A 17,762-nucleotide genomic window follows, 5' to 3' on the forward strand; every position below is an offset into this window, starting at 1 on the left:
TGGACGGACGGGCCCGGCTCCGGCGAGGGCGGTCCGAAGGAAGGTTAGCCTAACCTTGCTGGGCGGTCACGGTGTCGGGCGGGTTCGGGGGGGTGTCGGCCCTGGCGGGGAATGGGCCCCGGCATGTGGCGGCCCGGGAGTCGGGCCTGGCCCGTGTTTGCCGGGCCCGGCATGTCGCGGTCGGGAAGGGGCCCGGCCTGTCACCCCCGGCGACGCGCCAGGGACGGGCGCCCGACCGCACGGCACCCGCCCCTGTCCCACTCGCCGCCACTCCGGCGGTCTGCCCCGCCGCCACTTTGGCAGCCCAACGGGCCTGCCCCCGCCGCTACTCCGGCAGGTCGGCCCCGACCTCCCGCAGGACCGACGAACCGGCCCCCGTCACCCCGCCCTTCGCCCCCGGCAGGATGCGTACGGCGGACTCGCCCGGCACCGAGATCGCCAGGTCGGCGCGCCCGTCGCGGTCGAGGTCGCGCAGCCGCAGGTCGTAGCCGAAGGAGTCCTGGGCCGCCGTGGCCCCGGCCACCCCTGGAAGCGACTTGCCGAGCCCGGCCGAGCGCGACCCCTTGAGCCCGCCCTTGCCGCCGCGGAACAGATAGGCGCCGCCCGCGTGTGCCTTGGTCCCGACCTTCTCGAACGGCACACCGACCGCGAGGTCCGCGTACCCGTCGCCATCGGCGTCCCCCGCCGACAGCGACACGCCGAACTCGTCCCCCGCCTCCGAGGCGCCCGGCACGCCGGCCGTCGCCTGGCTGAGCGTGACGGTCCGCTTGCCCGGCCCGGCGGAGGAGCCGTACCAGACGGTGACCGCGCCCCGGCTGCCGCTCGCGTACGGGTTGCCGACGACGATGTCCCCGTAACCGTCCCGGTCGAAGTCGCCGATGGCCGCGTCCAGCCGCTCGTGCTGCTTCTTGCCGTCGACCACCTTGGCCGGACCGGAGACCAGGCCGCCGGCCGTGCCCTTCAGGAACCAGGCCTCGGTGCGGAACGTGCTGCCGATGCCGCGCACGCCCGTGACGATCAGGTCCGCCTTCCCGTCGCCGTTGACCTTGCCGGCGGCGATGGTGTCGCTGGACCAGCCCTGGCCCTCCCGGTCGTACCTGCTGACCTTGCCCAGGCCGCCGGACTTGGTGAAGCCGCCCCGGTAGAGATGGACGTCTCCGCCGTTGACCGTCGCGATGTCGGGGCGGCCGTCCCCGTTGAAGTCCCCGGTGGCGAGGTCGGCGCCGAAGGTTCCGTAGCCGTTGGTGGCCTTGCGGGGCAGCGCCGTTCCGCCCTTGAGCCCCTTGGCCGAGCCCCACACGAGGGTGACCGAGCCGACGCGGGTCCGCCCCGCCTCCTCGGTCGGGTTGCCGACGACGAGGTCCGCGTAGCCGTCCCGGTTCAGGTCGGCACTGGCCAGCGCGGCGCCGAACTGGTCGTTCTCCTCACCGCCACCGGGGATCCCCGGCGAGCCCTGGTGGATGAGCTGCTTCTTTGCGGTCAGCCCCTTCGGACCGCCGTAGGTGACGAGCACGGCACCGCCGGAGAAGGAGACCGATCCGTCCCGCATGGCGCTGTACGCGTACGGGACGGCCAGGTCCCGGTACCCGTCCCCGTTGAAGTCGTCGTAGTGCTTGGCAGCGGCGGCCGAGGCCGGCGCGGCGGTGAGGAGCGGCACCGGGCCGGCGGCGAGCGCGACGCCCACGGCGATCGACGTCGTACGGAGACGGAGGCGCCGCGCACGGGAGGCGCGGGGGAGGTGGTTCATGAAGGCTGGAGCTCCTGCGGTTCAGGGCCGCGTCCCGGAAGAAGGGGACGGGGCTGCCGACGACACACCCAAGACGTGCGCCGGGGGCGAAGGGTTGTACGGAGGTCGGAACTCCGTCCGTGCGGCGCTTCGCCCCCGGCGCGTAGGTATGACAGGTCCTACACCCCGAAGTCGGCCCGGCAGGCGTCGAGTCCCTCCACGGTGACGTCCACGCTCCGGTGCTTCTCCCACCCGGCCCGCTCCAGCCGCAGCCGCTGCAAGGTCACGGCCTCCCCGCGGATCACCTGGACCTGGACGCCGTCGGGCTCGTACCCGAGGCGCCGCGAGACGCCGAGCGAACCGGCGTTGTCCGTCCTGGCCTCGGAGACGGCGTACCGGGCGCCGAGCCCCTCGAAGGCCAGGTGGAGGGCGGCGGCCCGCATCTCCGTGCCGATGCCCCGCCCCTGATGGGGGAGGCCGAGCCACGACCCGGTCACCACTTCCCGCCGCACGCCGAACTTCCGGCCCATCACGTCCTGCCGCCCCACGACCTCGCCCTCGTGGAGGACGACCAGGGAGAGGTGCCAGTCCTGGGCCGTCCACCCGGCGATCGTGCTCAGCACGTGCTGGTAGGTGGCCCGGGCGACCTCGTCGGGCTCGCCGTCGGTCCACGGCACGGTGAACGGCATCCGGTCCGGGGCGTGCACCCCGCCGGAGCCGACCGCGGCCAGCTCGTCGAGGAGCGCCTCGTCGGGCAGGCGCAGTTCGAGGCGGGGTGTACGGATCCGGAGGCCGTGGAGGGGCCAGTATCGGTGGCTCATGCAGGGACTTTGCCGGACGGCTGGTCGGCTTGTCGAACGGATTCCGCGGTGACGGCGGAGGTGCCATCGGACGGGGAGCCGGACCGTCGCCGCAGTCCGAAGGCGCTGACGGCGGTGGCGATCAGGGCGGCGGCGAGCGGGACGACGAGCGCCGCCCGGTAGCCGTCGAGGAGAGCCGCCGCCGAAGTGCCGTCCGTCGCCCCGATGTTGACGGCGGACACCGAGGACAGGCCGAGCGCGGCACCGAACTGGAAGGAGGTGTAGAGCAGCCCGCCCGCGACGCCCTGCTCCTCCTCCGCGATGCCGTCGGTGGCCGTGATCGTCAGCGGACCGTACGCCAGCGAGAAGGACACACCCAGCAGGACCAGGCTCGGGAGCATCGCGAGGTAGGTCCAGTCCGCGGTGAGCGGCAGGAACAGCGCGTACGCCAGGGAGGCGAGGAGCAGCCCGCCGAAGATGACGCGCGCGTTGCCGAACCGGGCCACCAGCCTCGGGGTGAGGAGCGGGGACAGGATCGCGTCCACACCGATGACGATCAGGGCGAAGCTCGTCTGGAGGGACGACCAGCCCCGCAGCTCCTGGAGATAGAGCACGGCGATGAACTGGAACCCGAAGAAGCCCGCGGCGAAGAGCAGCCCCGACACATTGGCGCGGACCAGCGACCCGCTGCGGAAGAGGCCCAGGCGCACCAGCGGTGAGGCCGAGCGGCGTTCGATGAGGACGAAGGCGAGGAAGAGCAGGAGCGCGGCGCCGATCGTGCCGGTCGTCCAGGCGGCCGAGGCGTGCGTGACCCGCTCGACGCCGAAGACCAGGAGCAGGATGCCTCCGGTGACGGTGACCGCTCCGGCCAGGTCGATACCCCGCCCGGTGCGGTCCGGGCGCGGCGACTTCGGGACGAGCCGCAGCGCGGCGACGAGGATGAGCGAGGAGAGGATGACCGGGGCGAAGAACACCCAGCGCCAGTCGATCGCGGAGAGCAGGCCGCCGACGACCAGGCCGACGGAGAAGCCGCCCGCCGCGGTGCCGGAGTAGACGAGCAGGGCCTTGTTGCGCTGCGGCCCCTCCGGGAAGCCGGTGGTGATGATCGACAGGCCGGCCGGGGTCATGAAGGCGGCGGAGACACCCGTCACGAACCGGGCGAGGATCAGCATCCACCCTTCGGTGGCCAGCCCGCCGAGACCGGAGAAGAGCAGGAAGACCACGAGCCAGCCGATGAACATCCGCCGGCGCCCGAACAGGTCGGCCGCCCGGCCGCCCAGCAGCATGAAGCCGCCGTAGCCGAGGACGTACGCGCTCATCACCCACTGGAGGGTGCCGGTGGAGAGCCCCAGGTCGGCGCGGATGGCGGGCATGGCCACGTTCAGCATGGCCACGTCGATGCCTTCGAGGAAGATCGCGCCGCAGAGCACGAGCAGCACGCCCCACGCGCGCCCGGTCATACGGACGGTGCCGCTGCTCGAAAGGGGTGGTGATGGGGACACGGGACATCTCCTGGAGAGGGGAAGGGATACGGAAGCGGGCATGACGAACCGCCGCAACAGCGGTTCTTGGGAGGGAAGGAGGGGAGTTACCGAAGTGCTGGTCGGTTCTCTCTTGTAACCATTCGAAGCATGCGGCACGCTGGGGAACCATGGAAGAAGGCACTTTGAAGTCACCGAGTAACTGCGGCCATACCGGGGTTGAGCAGGACTTCGACATCAGCAACTGGGATGTCCGCGAGGGCTGCGAGGTGCGGCAGATCCTCGACCGCGTCGCGGACAAGTGGTCGCTGCTCGCCATAGCGCACCTGGAGCGCCGGACGCTGCGCTTCTCCGAGCTGCGCCGGCTGATCGACGGCATCAGCCAGCGCATGCTGACGGTGACGCTGCGCCAGCTCGAACGCGACGGTCTGGTGCGGCGCACGGTCTATCCGGTCGTCCCGCCGCGCGTGGAGTACGAGCTCACGCCGATGGGCGCGACCCTGCACACGACGATCCGCTCCCTGGTCGACTGGACCGAGGGGCACCAGCAGGAGATCGCCAGGGCGCGCGCGGAGTACGACAGCCGCCAGGAGGCGGAGGCGCCTGTCGCCTGAGGGGGCAGGGGAGTTCGGGTCGGCCGCCGGAGGCGTGCGCCTCCGCCACGTCCTCCAGGAAGGCATGTCCTCCAGGAAGGCCCGCCGCTAGAGTGACGGGGTGACCACTCCTCAGGGAAACGCCGGGCCGTTGGTGGATGAGGAGGCCCGCGAGAGTGCCGTACGGCGCCTGCGGGAGGCGTACGCCGAGGAGGCGATCACGCACGCGGAGATGGACGAGCGCCTCGGCCAGGTCCTCTCCGCCACCCGGCACGGCGAGCTCGCGTCCGTCCTGGACGCGCTCCCTCCGGAGAAGCCCGGAAAGCCGGAGACCACGGCGACGATCGCCGCGGCCGGCGGACGGATCCGGCGGCGCGGAGCGTGGCGGGTGCCCCGGTTCCTCACGGTCGAGTCAGCCTTCGGGCGGGTCCGCCTGGATCTGTCCCGGGCCCTCTTGGATTACCCCGCCGTCGACATCGAACTGCGCCTCGGTACCGGCAGGGCGACGATCATCGTGCCCCGGGACGCGACCGTGGACCTGGACGGCCTGCAGACCGGGTGGAAGGACCTGCGCTACCGGCCCCGGCAGCCCTCCCGCCCCGGCGGGCCGGTCATCCGGATCTCGGGAGCGATGGGGTACGGGCGGCTGAGGGTCCGCCACGCCTGGCGCTGAGGCGCACATCTTCGACGTGGCGCTGACGACGAACCCGGACCTGGAGGCGCCGGGGGTGACCCCGGAGCGCATCGTCCTCACGCCGACCGCCACGCCCTCCACCTCCCAGGCGGTGACATGGCGGACCGGCAGCGGCACGACGCAGGGCGAGGCGCAGTTCCGCCCGGAGGGCTCCAACTCGGCCTGGAAGAAGGCGAAGGCGACGACGAACGAGGAGTTGCTGAGCAGCGGCGTCCCGACGCGCACGCACTCGGCGGTGCTGGAGGGCCTGAAGCCGGGGACGACGAACGTGATCGCGGCACCGGGCAACCACGAGTACAACGCGGACCTGTTCCTGAAGACGTGGAAGTCGACGTTCGCGTACCCGGTGAACGGACCGACGCCCGCCCCCGCGAAGGACGACACTCCGGCGGAACGCCAACGGGCGGCGTACGAAACGCACATGGCGAAGTCCCTGGCGGAGACGGCGTACTACACGGACTACCAGAACGTGCGCTTCATCACCCTCAACGCGAGCACGCACGACGCCCGTGAGCTGATGACCCCGCCCGACCTGCCGCCCTGCTCGACCGGTTGCCCGGACTCGCAGAAGCTCTGGCCGGACCTCCAGGCCCGCTGGCCCGGTGTACGCGGTCGCGATGGCGTGCCCGAAGTACTACGAGCTCTCCCCGCGCGACGCGGGCGTGAAGTACGTGACGGAGGACGGGGTGGCGGTGCCGGGGCGCCGCTAGAGGACCAGGGCCTCCCGGCTGCCGGCAGCCGGGAGGCCCCCGCCAGGGGTGTGTCAGGTCGTCGCCGGAGTCGGCGCGAACTTCCCGGTGAAGTAGAGCCCCGCGAGGTTGGCCTTGATCGCGTCCTTGTAGCTCTTGGAGAACTTGTTCCCTGTCTTCTCGGCGTAGCGGGCAGCGGTCTCCTCACTGTCCAGGGCTGCCGTGATCTCCTGCAGCAGCCTCTTCTCGTTGGCGTTCCCCACGGCATCGACATGCTGCTGCATGAGGTTCCAGTTGTTTGCGGCGGGGACCCAGCCGGCCTCTTTCATGGCTTCCCTCGTCTCCGTGGAGGGGGAGGAGTCGCCTCGCCCCGAATAGAAGAAGCGGGGCTTCGCCTGGTCGTCCTCCGCGTGGGTCAGGACGTTCTCGTTGATGATGATGTTGTGGTACTCGACCAGTGCCTTGCTGTTCCTCTGCTGGTTGATGTCGATGCCTCCCTCCTGCTGCTTCTGGTGGCCGAGCTCGTGCATGATCGTCTGATTCTTCGTGTAGTCACCCGTCACCTCGTGGTTGACCAGAAGGATCCGGTGCTCTTCCATGTAGGCGCCCCCGCCGGCCGAGGAGACGATCTGTCCGGCGTCGGTGCCGTCCATGCCGGTCACCGTATTCACGTTCAAGGTCAGGGCCTCGGGAGTGAGGTTCACGCGGCACTCCGCCGGATACTCGGAGAACGGAGTCGCCGCGGACATGCCCGCGGGCACCTCGACCACCATGGGTGCGCCCGCCAGTCCCAGCCGCTCCCTCCACCGGTCGATGTCCTCCGTCACCAGAGCGCGCTGGACCGCGCCGTCCCCGGCCGCCGCCGACTGCTGACCGGGGGCCGGTTCCGCGGCCCGCGCGGCGGACGGGGCGGGCGCGGACATCACGCGGTTCGCCGTCGCCTCCGCCTCCCGCTCGAACCGGTCGGAAGGATCGCTGACGCGCAGCCCGTCGCCCGTGGCGGTCCCGGCCACCGGTCCCTGGCGCTGCTGGATGACGTGGGTGAGCTCGTGGGCCAGGGTGTGCTTGTCGGCGCCGCCGTCGCCGACGACGATGTTGCTGCCCGAGGTGTAGGCGCGGGCGCCGATCTCACCGGCCGAGCGCCGGGCGGTCGCGCCGGTGTGCAGGCGTACATCGGAGAAGTCCGCGCCGAGGCGCGCCTCCATCTCCTGCCGCAACGGCCCTGCCATGGGCTGCCCCGAGCCCCGCAGCACGTCGTGGACGGTGGAGCGCTGCACGGGAGCGGTGTCCTGCTGGTGCCCGCAGTCCGCGCCGTGCTGGTGCCGGGCCTCCCCGATCAGCCGGCTGACGGCGGCGTTGCCGAGGGCGCGCTGCAGCGCCGCGAGCGGGGCCCCGGGCACGCTTCCCTGCGGCGCGGCGGAGCCTGCTCCCGTACGGCGGGCCTTTGCCGGCCCGGCAGTCCTGTCCGAGTCCTGAGCGCGCATCAAGGGCCTTTCTGTTCTGTGCGGTTGATCAAGGCTTCTCTCCTGCCTACCTCACCGGAGCGCGCCCATGGAAGTACCGAAAGGGCAGCACCGGCCGCCTGGCCGGGCAGTCTTGCTCCGCTCGCGGGTGGTGGGGCTGGTCGCGCCGGTGAACACGATGGCGGGCGCCGGTCCGCGCAGGTAGAACCCCGCCGCTACGTCGGCCACCCCCGGATCGTGGCTGCCGAGCCCGACGATGACGGAGCAGGGGCGGGGGTGTGGTGCATCAGGTGGTGGTCCCACACCTGCCGGGCGTCCGACCAGGACTGGGGAGTGATCATGACGGCTTGCCCTTGCTCCGTGCCGAGTCCGGCACCGCGAAGTCGTACGTCCACCGGAACCTTTGATCATCGGCTGAAGCCTCCGCCCCGGGCGCAGTGAGCACATCCACGGCAACCGGGGCGGTGGTCAGATCACCGTGGGGCTCAGCCCGGCAGCCCCAACTCACGGGCGATCAGCATCCGCTGGACCTCGCTCGTCCCCTCGCCGATCTCCAGGATCTTCGAGTCGCGCCACATCCGCGCCACCGGGTACTCGTTCATGAAGCCGTACCCGCCGTGGATCTGCGTCGCGTCCCGGGCGTTGTCCACCGCGACCGTCGAGGAGTACAGCTTCGCGATGGCCGCCTCCTTCTTGAAGGGTTCGCCCGCCACCAGGCGGGAGGCCGCGTCGCGCCAGCCCACGCGGGCCATGTGGGCGCGCATCTCCATGTCGGCGATCTTGAACTGGATCGCCTGGTTGGCGCCGATCGGCCTGCCGAAGGCGTGGCGCTCGGCGGCGTACTTCACCGACTCGTCCACGCAGCCCTGCGCCAGGCCCGTGGCCAGGGCCGAGATCGCGATGCGGCCCTCGTCCAGGATGCGGAGGAACTGGGCGTAGCCCCGGCCCTGTTCGCCCAGGAGGTTCGCCGCCGGGACGCGGACGTCCGTGAAGGACAGCTCGCGGGTGTCCGAGGCGTTCCAGCCGACCTTGGAGTAGGGGGCCGCGACCGTGAAGCCGGGGGTGCCGGAGGGGACGATGATCGCGGAGATCAGCGGGCGGCCGTCCTCCTTGCGGCCGGTCACCGCCGTCACCGTGACCAACTCCGTGATGTCCGTTCCCGAGTTGGTGATGAAGCACTTCGAGCCGTTGATCACCCACTCGTCACTCGCCTCGTCCAGCACCGCCGTCGTCCGCGTGCCGCCCGCGTCCGAGCCGCCGTCCGGCTCGGTCAGGCCGAACGCGCCCAGCGCCTCGCCCGCGCAGAGCTTCGGCAGCCACTGGCGCTTCTGCTCCTCCGTGCCGAAGAGGTGGAGCGGCATCGCGCCCAGGGAGACCCCGGCCTCCAGGGTGATCGCCACCGAGGAGTCGACCCGGGCCAGCTCCTCCAGGGCGATCCCGAGCGCGAGGTAGTCGCCGCCCATGCCGCCGTACTCCTCCGGGAACGGCAGGCCGAACAGGCCCATCCGGCCCATCTCGCGCACGATCTCGTACGGGAATTCATGGCGCTCGTAGAAGTCGCCGATCTTCGGCGCGACCACGTCGTGCGCGAACGCCTCGACCGTGCGCCGCAGTTCCTCGTGCTCGGCGGTCAGCCGGTGATCCAGGGACATGGGTGAGTCACTCCTTGTGGGAGGTGGAAGAAGAAGGGGGAGGGGTCAGGGCGCGGACCGTGCGGGATGGGCTCGGTCGGCCCAGGTGTCCGGCCAGCCAGGCACTGGTGGCCGTCAGTTCGGACAGGTCGACGCCCGTCTCGATGCCCAGGCCGTCGAGCATCCAGACCAGGTCCTCGGTGGCGAGATTGCCCGTGGCGCTCTTCGCGTACGGGCAGCCGCCCAGGCCGCCGGCCGAGGCGTCGACCGTGGTCACCCCGTGTTGGAGCGCGGCCAGGGTGTTGGACAGCGCCTGGCCGTACGTGTCGTGGAAGTGGACGCCGATCGACTCGGTGGGGACGGCGGAATCGTTCAGGGCTGTCAGCAGCGCCGTTACGTGGCCCGGCGTCGCCACCCCGATCGTGTCGCCCAGCGACAGCTCGTCGCAGCCCAGGTCCATCAGCGCCTTCGCGACCCTGACCACCTGCGCGACCTCCACCGCGCCCTCCCACGGGTCGCCGAAGCACATCGACAGGTACCCGCGCACGTGCACCTTCTCCGCCTTCGCCCGGGCCACCACCGGCGCGAACATGGCCAGCGACTCGTCGACCGTACGGTTCAGGTTGCGGGCCGCGAACGTCTCCGTGGCCGAGCCGAACACCGCGATCGAGCGGGCCCCGAGCGCCAGCGCCCGGTCCAGGCCGCGTTCGTTCGGCACGAGGACCGGGAGGGAGACGTCGCCCACGTCCGCGATGTCCCCGAGGAGGGGGAACAGGGCTTCGGCGTCGGCCAGTTGGGGCACCCACTTCGGGTGCACGAAGCTCGTCGCCTCGATGGTCGTCAGGCCCGCCACCGCCAGGCGGCGGATGAACTCCGCCTTCACCGCCGTCGGGACGGTCTCCTTCTCGTTCTGCAGGCCGTCCCGGGCCCCGACCTCGTGGATCCGGACCCGGGCCGGCAGACCGGGGGCCGGGATCTTCATGGGGAGTGGACGCGTGGTCATGAGTCCTCCCGAGGGGCCACTACCGCCAGGATCTGGTCCATCGCCACCGTCGCCCCCGCCGTGACGTCCAGTTCCGTGACCGTACCCGCGTGCGGCGCGGAGATCACGTGCTCCATCTTCATCGCCTCCACCACGAGCAGGCTCTGGCCCGCCTCGACCTCGTCCCCGACGGCCACCTTCACCACCGTGACCGTGCCCGGCATCGGCGCCGCCAGCGTGTCCGCCCCGCTCCGGCCCGCGCCGCTCAGGGACGCCTCCACCGGGTCGTGGTCCTGGACGTGCCAGGTGTCGCCGTCCCGGCCGAGCCAGTCGCCGGAGCGGTGGAAGTGGCCGACCGTGCCGTCGAGTTCGACCGTGACCCGGTCGGCCGTCACCGTCGCGCCCGCAGGAGCTTCGTACGTCACCGGGTCCGCGCCCGACACCCGCAGCGGGAACGCCAACGGCACCCGCACACCCCCCGTGCGCCATCCGCTCGGCACCGAGAACGGGTCCGTCCAGCCCCCCGCGTCCGGCCGGGGCGCCAGCGCCTCACCCCGCACCGCCGCAGCCGCCGCGTACACCTCGTCCGGTACGCCGTCCGGCACCAGGCCCTCCGCCTCGCGCTCCACCAACCCCGTGTCCAGGCTGCCGGAGACCACGTCCGGGTGGGCCAACAGGCGGCGCAGGAAACCCGCGTTGGTCGGGACGCCCAGGATCACCGTGTCCGCGAGCGCCGCCCGCAGCTTGCGGATGGCGGTCGCGCGGTCGGGGCCGTACGCGATCACCTTCGACAGCATCGGGTCGTACAGGCTGCCCACCGGCACGCCCTCGCTGAGCCCCGAGTCCGTCCGCACCCCGCCGCCCTGCGGCTCGCGCAGCGCCAGCACCGTACCGCCGGACGGCAGGAAGCCCCGGGAGGGGTCCTCGGCGCAGACCCGGGCCTCGATCGCCCAGCCAGTGAGCGTGATGTCCTTCTGTGCGTACGGGAGTTGCTCGCCCGACGCCACCCGTAGCTGCCACTCCACCAGGTCCAGGCCCGTGATCAGCTCGGTGACCGGGTGCTCGACCTGGAGGCGGGTGTTCATCTCCATGAAGTAGTACGAGGCCGGGTCGTTGCCCGGGACGATGAACTCCACGGTCCCCGCGCCGACATAGCCGCAACTACGTGCCGCCTGCACGGCCGCCTCGCCCATCGCCGCCCGGGTCTGTGGAGTGAGGAGGACGGACGGCGCCTCCTCGATGATCTTCTGGTGGCGGCGCTGGAGCGAGCACTCGCGCTCACCGAGGTGGATCACGTTGCCGTGGGCGTCGGCCAGGACCTGGATCTCGATGTGGCGCGGGCGGTCGATCCACCGCTCGACGAGGAGGGTGTCGTCGCCGAAGGAGGCCCTGGCCTCGCGTCGCGCCGCCGCGATCTCCTCCGCCAGCACCGCCGCGTCCCGGACCAGGCGCATGCCCTTGCCGCCGCCGCCCGCGGAGGGCTTCAGCAGGACCGGGGTGCCGATCTCGTGTGCCGCCGACTCCAGTTGGGCGTCGGTGAGGCCACTGCCGGACGAACCCGGGACGACCGGGACCCCGTAGGCCGCGACCGTCTCCTTCGCCCGGATCTTGTCGCCCATCAGCGAGATCGCGGAGGCGGGCGGGCCGATGAAGACCAGCCCCGCCTCCGTGCAGGCGGCGGCGAACTCCGCGTTCTCCGCGAGGAATCCGTAGCCGGGGTGGACGGCCTGCGCGCCCGTGCGGCGGGCCGCCTCCAGGAGCGCGGGCACGTTCAAGTAGCTCTCGGCGGCCGGCGGCGGGCCGATCCGTACCGCCGTGTCCGCCTCCCGTACGTGCCGGGCGTCCGCGTCCGCGTCGCTGAAGACCGCGACCGAGCGCACCCCCAGCTCCCGCAGGGTCCGGATCACCCGGACGGCGATCTCGCCGCGGTTGGCGACCAGCACGGTGTCGAACATCGTCGTCATCTGTTCCTCACATCCGGAAGACGCCGAAGCCGGGACCGGCCGGGTCCTTCTGCGGCAGCGGGGCGTTGGCGCAGGCCGTGAGGGCGAGGCCCAGCACCTGGCGGGTGTCCACGGGGTCGATCACGCCGTCGTCCCAGAGGCGGGCGGAGGCGTAGTACGCGTTGCCCTGACTCTCGTACTGGGCGCGGATCGGGGCCTTGAACGTTTCCTCGTCCTCGGCGCTCCACTCGTCGCCGAGCTGGTCGCGCTTGACGGTGGCCAGCACGGAGGCCGCCTGCTCGCCGCCCATGACGGAGATCTTGGCGTTGGGCCACATCCACAGGAAGCGGGGGCTGTAGGCCCGGCCGCACATCGAGTAGTTGCCCGCCCCGTACGAGCCGCCGACCACGACCGTCAGCTTCGGCACGCGGGTCGTGGCGACCGCGGTGACCATCTTGGCGCCGTGCTTGGCGATGCCGCCGTGCTCGTAGTCCTTGCCGACCATGAAGCCGGAGATGTTCTGGAGGAAGACGAGCGGGATGCCGCGCTGGTCGCACAGCTCGATGAAGTGCGCGCCCTTCTGGGCGGACTCGGCGAAGAGGATGCCGTTGTTCGCGACGATGCCGACGGGGTGGCCGTGGATGCGGGCGAAGCCGGTGATCAGCGTCGCACCGTACTCCGCCTTGAACTCCTGGAAGCGCGAGCCGTCGACCACCCGGGCGATGACCTCGCGTACGTCGTACGGCGTCCGGGAATCGACCGGCACCGCGCCGTACAGACCCGCCGGGTCCACTTTCGGCTCCTCGGCCGGCTCGACCGACCAGGGGAGCGGGGCGCGGTCCGGGAGGGTCGCGACGATGTTGCGGACGATACGCAGAGCGTGCGCGTCGTCCTCCGCGAGGTGGTCGGTGACGCCGGAGATACGGGAGTGGACCTCGCCGCCGCCCAGCTCCTCCGCCGTGACGACCTCACCGGTCGCGGCCTTCACCAGCGGCGGGCCGCCGAGGAAGATCGTGCCCTGGTCGCGGACGATGACGGCCTCGTCGCTCATCGCCGGGACATACGCCCCGCCCGCCGTGCAGGAGCCCAGCACCGCCGCGATCTGCGGAATGCCGGCCGCCGACAGGCGGGCCTGGTTGTAGAAGATCCGCCCGAAGTGGTCCCGGTCGGGGAACACCTCGTCCTGCATCGGCAGGAAGGCGCCGCCCGAGTCGACCAGGTAGAGGCAGGGGAGCCGGTTCTCCAGCGCCACCTCCTGCGCGCGCAGGTGCTTCTTCACGGTCAGCGGGTAGTACGTGCCGCCCTTGACGGTCGCGTCATTGGCGACGATCACGCACTCACGGCCGGAGACTCGCCCGATGCCCGCGATGACGCCGGCGGCGGGGGCCTGGTCCCCGTACATCCCGTTCGCCGCCAGCGGGGCCAGCTCCAGGAACGGCGAACCCGGGTCGAGGAGGGTGTCCACCCGGTCCCGGGGGAGCAGCTTGCCGCGCGCCTCGTGGCGGGCCCGCGCCTTCTCACCCCCGCCCAGCCGTGCCGTGGCGAGCCGTGCCGCCAGCTCGTCGGCGAGCGCGTGATGCGCCGCCTCGTTGGCCTGCCAGGCCTCCGAGGCGGGATCGGCCGCGCTCGCCAGGACCGGTGCCTGCTGCATCGTGTCGAGCCCCCTTGCCCGTACCGCAGTGGTGAAAGCGTTGACGTGCTGTTAATGAGCGTTAACGCGTTTCCCTCAGGTTAACGACCGCTAACGACCCTGTCTAGAATGAATCCTCATGAGCACCCATGCCGCCGCCCGCGTCGCGGCCCCCACCCGCCGCGAGCAGATCCTGCGGGAGGCCGCGCGCCTCTTCGCCGAGCGCGGCTTCCACGGTGTCGGCGTCGACGAGATAGGCGCCGCGGTCGGTATCAGCGGCCCCGGCCTCTACCGCCACTTCCCCGGCAAGGACGCGATGCTCGCCGAACTGCTGGTCGGGATCAGCGAGCGGCTGCTGGACGGCGGCCGCCTGCGGGTGTCGGAGGACGCGTCCCGGGGCGACGGCTCCCCGGAAGCGCTCCTGGACGCGCTCATCGAGGGCCACATCGACTTCGCCCTCGACGACCGCCCCCTCATCACCCTCCATGACCGCGAGCTGGACCGGCTGCGCGACACGGACCGCAAGCGGGTGCGGCGGCTCCAGCGCGAGTACGTGGAGGTCTGGGTGGGCGTCGTCCGCGCCCTCTACCCCGGCCTGCCCGAGAACGAGGCCCGCGTCACCGTGCACGCAGTCTTCGGCCTGCTGAACTCCACCCCGCACCTGGCCCGCCCGGAGGCCCGACCCGGCCGCGAGGCCACCGCCGCGCTGCTGCACCGACTGGCGCGCGGGGCGTTCGCCGCGGCGGCCGCGCACCCTGTCTGAGCGTCTGAGCAGGTGTTTCCGTCGTCGGGCAACCCCGGTCGCGTACTTCACGTCTGACCGATCAGGACCAGGAAACCGATGGGGACGAAGAAAGTACGGGGGAGCCTGACCATGGCCGTCTCGCTGGGCGAAGAGATCATGCTGCTGTCGCTGGACGACACGACCGGCGCGGCGAAGGGGGAGTCGGCGGCGCGCTGGGGCGTGGCCGCGGGCATGCTCCTGGAGCTGGTCATGGCCGGCCGCGTCACGGTGAAGGGCGGCCGCGTCGAGGTCTTCGACCCGACCCCGACCGGCGACGCCCTCCTGGATGGACGGCTCGACCGGCTGGTGCGCTGGGTCCACGGGGCCTCCAGCAGCCGCAAGGTGGTCGAGTGGCTGACCCGGGAGCACGTGAAGGGCTCGCAGGACGTCGTGGACAGCCTCTGCGCCCGCGGCCTGGTGACCGAGGAGCGGCACCGGGCCCTCGGCGTCTTCCCGGTGCGCCGCTACCCGGAGGCCGACGGCTCCGTCGAGCGTGAGCTGCGGGACCGGCTGGCCGCGGTGGTGCTGGACGGGGCCGAACCGGACGCCCGTACGAGTGCGCTGGTCGCCCTGGTGCACTCCACCGGCATGCACCCGCAGGCCTTCCCCGGCCTGCCGAAGAAGCAGGTGACCCCGCGCTTGGAGGAGATCGCCGACGGCCACTGGGCGGGCGTGAGCGTCGGGGAGGCGATCCGCAACCTCCATGCCGCGATCTCCACGGTGACCGTGGTGACGGTCCTCTCCGTGGTCCCGTGAAGCGCCCGGAAGCCGTCGAATCCGTACCCGTTACGGCTGCACCGGCCGGGGCTGCGACCGGGGCGAGCGCCGGGGCTGAGGCCGGGGCGGGCGCCGGGGCTGCGGCCGTGGTGCCCCGGCCCCGCCGCATCATCGAGGTCGACGCGCTGCGCGGGTTCGCGCTCTGCGGCATCTTCCTCGCCAACGTCCTGGTGATGGCCGGCATCGACGGACTACGCGACGGCACCGCCGGGCCAACCGCCAATGGTCTGGACCAATTGGCGCACTGGCTCGTCGTGGCGCTCGTGCAGACCAAGTTCTACCTGCTGTTCTCCTTCCTCTTCGGCTACAGCTTCACCCTCCAGATGGACGCGGCCGAGCGCGACGGTGCCCCCTTCGCACCCAGGATGCTGCGCCGCCTCCTCGGTCTGTTCGTGCTCGGCGCGCTGCACGCGGTCCTGCTGTACCCGGGCGACATCCTCACCACGTACGCCGTCCTCGGCCTGATCCTCTTCGCCGCCCGTGCCGTCGATCCGGCCAGGATGTGGCGTGCCGCGCTGTGGGTGTACGGGGTCGTGGCCGCGCTCTACCTGCTCCTCGGGCTGGCCGTGGCGCTGGCGGACACGGGCGAGGGCGATGAGGGCCTCGCGGCCTCCACGGCCCTCCGCAGCCGAGCTGACCGCCGCGTACCGGGGCGGGCCGGCGGACGTGGTCCGCGCCAACATGGACGCCTGGAGCGACATCCTGGCCGGGCTCCTCATGATGGGCGGCATGGTCGTCGCCGCTTTCCTGGCCGGGTTCGTCGCGGGCAGGCGCCGCCTCCTGGCGCCCGCCGACAGCCCGGCCCGCGCGGCCCGGCTGCGCCGGATCTGCTTCTGGGGCCTGGTCGTCGGGCTGCCCGGCGGCGCGCTCATGGCGGCGGGCACGGTGGGGCCGCTGGGCGCCCGCTGGCAGATCCCGGCGTTCATCCTCGGCATGCTGACCGCACCGGCGCTCAGTGCCGCGTACGCGAGCGGCCTGCTCCTCTGGTTCACCACCCCGCGCGGCGCCCGCCTCGCCGCCCGGCTGGCCCCGGCCGGACGCATGGCCCTCACCAACTACCTGGCGCAGTCCCTGGTGATGGCCCTCGTCCTCACCGGTTACGGGGCCGCCCTGTACGGCCGGGTCGGCGCGGCGGCCGTGCTGGGCGGGGCACTTCTCTTCTACGGGTGCCAACTCGCCGCCTCCGCCCGGCTGATGAGGCGCCACCGGCTCGGCCCGGTCGAACGGCTGCTGCGCACGGTCACGTTGTGGGGGCGGCCCACTCCTCGCGCCTGAACAGGCTTCTCCTCGGCGGGGATTGCGCCGGAAAAGCGTTCGCCCCGCCCGCGTACGAAAGGCGATACTTCCGGTGCCCGGAAAGGCCCGCACCCAGGTGCGGCTCCGGGCCCCGGCCGACCGTGTCGCAGGACCGGTCGGCCCGCACGACGGCTCGCGCGGGTCCCCGGGTAACGGGGGAGGGACCCGCGCGTGGCCGGTGCGCCGCAGGGTTCGGCGGCCGCGGCTGTCCGTTCCCTACCGAGAGGCCGCCGTCAGGTGCGCCTGCGTCCAGGCGGCGAACGTGGTCACCGGAATCCCCAGCTCCAGGGCGAGTTCGGGGCGGGCGGGCTGGAGGATGGCGTTGCTCCAGACGTGCCCGGCGCCCCATGCGGGCATGCCCGCCGCGAGCGCCTCGTCGAGGGTCATCGTGGGCGCCTCCACCGGAACGCCCCACGCGGTGGACAGCGTCCGGGCGACCTCCGTCATGGTGAGCACCTCGCCGGCGAGCTCCAGCTCCACCTCGTGGAAGCGGTCCGGCTCCCGGACGGCGTGGGCGGCCGCCGCACCGATGTCCTCCGTCGCCACCAGCGCCAGGGGCGTGTCCGGCAACAGGACCGTCGCCAGACCGCCCTCGGGCCCGTGGGGCGCCAGTTGGGGCAGGTTGTCCATGAAGAACGCGGGCTTGATCACGGTCCAGCGGGCGAAGCCCGCCCCGCGCACCTTCTCCATGATCGCCTGCTTGGTGTCGAAGTATCCCGCCATGGCCGCCCAGCGGCCCTCCGCCCAGCCCGGGGTCTCCGTGTGCCGCCCGACCCCGCTGGTCGAGGACTGGACGAACTGGGGCACGTCGGCAGCCCGCGCCGCCTCGATCAGATGGGTCGCCTGCGCCAGCTCCGCGGCGAAGTCGGCTCCGCTCTCGTCCATCGGCGGCATCTGTACGGAGAACACGGCACGGACGCCCGCGCAGGCCGGGTCCAGCGAGGACCGGTCGGAGAGGTCTCCGGTGACCAGCTCGACGCCCAGCGCCTCGACGGCCCGCGCGCGCGGGGCGTGCGGGTCGCGCACCAGCGCGCGCACCGGCACCCCGGCGGCCAGCAGTGCTCGGGCGACCGCCCCGCCCTGGCGCCCGGTGGCGCCGGTGACCAGTACGGGGGCAGAGGGTGATGCCATGGCTATGTCTCCTCGGGTGAGCGCTGACGGGGCCGCGAGCACAAAACGGCGGGGCCCGCCGTTTTGCCCTCGCTACGATATGGCGGGGCCCACCACTTAGCAAGCAGAGCAAGCAGAGCAAGCAGAGAAGCAAGAGACAGAG

At 72.1% G+C, this 17,762-nt stretch carries 15 protein-coding genes and 2 pseudogenes; 6 read left to right on the forward strand and 11 right to left on the reverse strand.

Annotation, left to right across the window (positions count from 1 at the left end; translation table 11 throughout):
- Nucleotides 1-325 precede the first annotated feature (325 nt).
- From ACFWRT_RS06050 to ACFWRT_RS06060, 3 genes are all read right to left on the reverse strand, one after another.
- Nucleotides 326-1,747: a VCBS repeat-containing protein gene (locus ACFWRT_RS06050; protein ID WP_380951398.1), complete on the reverse strand. Its 1,422-nt coding sequence runs from the start codon at nt 1,745-1,747 to the stop codon at nt 326-328.
- Nucleotides 1,748-1,905: 158 nt separating this feature from the next.
- Nucleotides 1,906-2,547 (reverse strand): GNAT family N-acetyltransferase, encoded by a 642-nt coding sequence (locus ACFWRT_RS06055; RefSeq protein WP_380951399.1) that lies wholly within the window; start codon nt 2,545-2,547, stop codon nt 1,906-1,908.
- The gene (locus tag ACFWRT_RS06060) at nt 2,544-3,986 is read right to left on the reverse strand and encodes an MFS transporter (RefSeq protein ID WP_380951400.1); all 1,443 of its coding nucleotides are present in this window, start codon (nt 3,984-3,986) and stop codon (nt 2,544-2,546) included. The genes ACFWRT_RS06055 and ACFWRT_RS06060 overlap by 4 nt, the downstream gene beginning before the upstream one ends.
- Before the next feature lie 191 nt (nt 3,987-4,177).
- Here ACFWRT_RS06060 and ACFWRT_RS06065 point away from each other — a divergent pair, with 191 nt between their 5' ends.
- The 3 genes and pseudogenes from ACFWRT_RS06065 to ACFWRT_RS06075 form a co-directional block, all read left to right on the forward strand.
- A complete protein-coding gene (locus ACFWRT_RS06065) occupies nt 4,178-4,621 on the forward strand; it encodes a winged helix-turn-helix transcriptional regulator (protein WP_380951401.1) in 444 nt (147 codons plus the stop codon).
- A 100-nt stretch (nt 4,622-4,721) separates the two neighbouring features.
- The gene (locus ACFWRT_RS06070) at nt 4,722-5,273 is read left to right on the forward strand and encodes a DUF1707 SHOCT-like domain-containing protein (protein WP_380951402.1); all 552 of its coding nucleotides are present in this window, start codon (nt 4,722-4,724) and stop codon (nt 5,271-5,273) included.
- Nucleotides 5,274-5,328: 55 nt separating this feature from the next.
- Nucleotides 5,329-5,547, forward strand: a pseudogene (locus tag ACFWRT_RS06075) (fibronectin type III domain-containing protein); the annotation flags it as partial.
- Between the two features lie 510 nt (nt 5,548-6,057).
- On the opposite strand, the gene ACFWRT_RS06080 reads toward ACFWRT_RS06075, so the two are convergent.
- The 6 genes and pseudogenes from ACFWRT_RS06080 to ACFWRT_RS06105 form a co-directional block, all read right to left on the reverse strand.
- Nucleotides 6,058-7,467 carry an eCIS core domain-containing protein gene (locus ACFWRT_RS06080; protein ID WP_380951403.1) on the reverse strand — a complete coding sequence of 470 codons (1,410 nt, stop codon included), beginning with the start codon at nt 7,465-7,467 and terminating at the stop codon, nt 6,058-6,060.
- A 117-nt stretch (nt 7,468-7,584) separates the two neighbouring features.
- A pseudogene (locus tag ACFWRT_RS06085) lies at nt 7,585-7,787 on the reverse strand (YdcF family protein); the annotation flags it as partial.
- A 144-nt stretch (nt 7,788-7,931) separates the two neighbouring features.
- The gene (locus ACFWRT_RS06090) at nt 7,932-9,098 is read right to left on the reverse strand and encodes an acyl-CoA dehydrogenase family protein (protein WP_380951404.1); all 1,167 of its coding nucleotides are present in this window, start codon (nt 9,096-9,098) and stop codon (nt 7,932-7,934) included.
- A 7-nt stretch (nt 9,099-9,105) separates the two neighbouring features.
- Nucleotides 9,106-10,080, reverse strand: coding sequence for a hydroxymethylglutaryl-CoA lyase (locus ACFWRT_RS06095; protein ID WP_380951405.1), 975 nt, complete (start codon nt 10,078-10,080; stop codon nt 9,106-9,108).
- Nucleotides 10,077-12,023, reverse strand: coding sequence for an acetyl-CoA carboxylase biotin carboxylase subunit (locus ACFWRT_RS06100; protein ID WP_380951406.1), 1,947 nt, complete (start codon nt 12,021-12,023; stop codon nt 10,077-10,079). The genes ACFWRT_RS06095 and ACFWRT_RS06100 overlap by 4 nt, the downstream gene beginning before the upstream one ends.
- 7 nt (nt 12,024-12,030) lie before the next feature.
- Nucleotides 12,031-13,653 carry a carboxyl transferase domain-containing protein gene (locus tag ACFWRT_RS06105; protein WP_380951407.1) on the reverse strand — a complete coding sequence of 541 codons (1,623 nt, stop codon included), beginning with the start codon at nt 13,651-13,653 and terminating at the stop codon, nt 12,031-12,033.
- 118 nt (nt 13,654-13,771) lie between these two features.
- Here ACFWRT_RS06105 and ACFWRT_RS06110 point away from each other — a divergent pair, with 118 nt between their 5' ends.
- Nucleotides 13,772-14,395 (forward strand): SACE_7040 family transcriptional regulator, encoded by a 624-nt coding sequence (locus tag ACFWRT_RS06110; protein WP_128844493.1) that lies wholly within the window; start codon nt 13,772-13,774, stop codon nt 14,393-14,395.
- 111 nt (nt 14,396-14,506) lie between these two features.
- Nucleotides 14,507-15,172, forward strand: a complete 666-nt coding sequence (locus tag ACFWRT_RS06115; RefSeq protein WP_380951435.1) for a GOLPH3/VPS74 family protein — start codon at nt 14,507-14,509, stop codon at nt 15,170-15,172.
- Between the two features lie 212 nt (nt 15,173-15,384).
- Here the strand turns inward: ACFWRT_RS06115 and ACFWRT_RS06120 are convergent, their stop codons facing one another.
- Nucleotides 15,385-15,894 carry a hypothetical protein gene (locus ACFWRT_RS06120; RefSeq protein ID WP_380951408.1) on the reverse strand — a complete coding sequence of 170 codons (510 nt, stop codon included), beginning with the start codon at nt 15,892-15,894 and terminating at the stop codon, nt 15,385-15,387.
- On the opposite strand from ACFWRT_RS06120, the gene ACFWRT_RS06125 reads away from it, so the two are divergent.
- On the forward strand, nt 15,875-16,468 hold the full coding sequence (locus tag ACFWRT_RS06125; protein WP_380951409.1) for a DUF418 domain-containing protein: 594 nt from the start codon (nt 15,875-15,877) through the stop codon (nt 16,466-16,468). The genes ACFWRT_RS06120 and ACFWRT_RS06125 overlap by 20 nt on opposite strands.
- Nucleotides 16,469-16,705: 237 nt before the next feature.
- On the opposite strand, the gene ACFWRT_RS06130 is transcribed toward ACFWRT_RS06125, so the two are convergent.
- Complete coding sequence (locus ACFWRT_RS06130; RefSeq protein ID WP_380951410.1) at nt 16,706-17,620, reverse strand: NmrA family NAD(P)-binding protein; 915 nt, start codon at nt 17,618-17,620, stop codon at nt 16,706-16,708.
- Nucleotides 17,621-17,762: the final 142 nt, after the last annotated feature.

The organism is Streptomyces cyaneofuscatus, assembly GCF_042718795.1.
In the GTDB taxonomy this organism is placed as follows: domain Bacteria; phylum Actinomycetota; class Actinomycetes; order Streptomycetales; family Streptomycetaceae; genus Streptomyces; species Streptomyces cyaneofuscatus_A.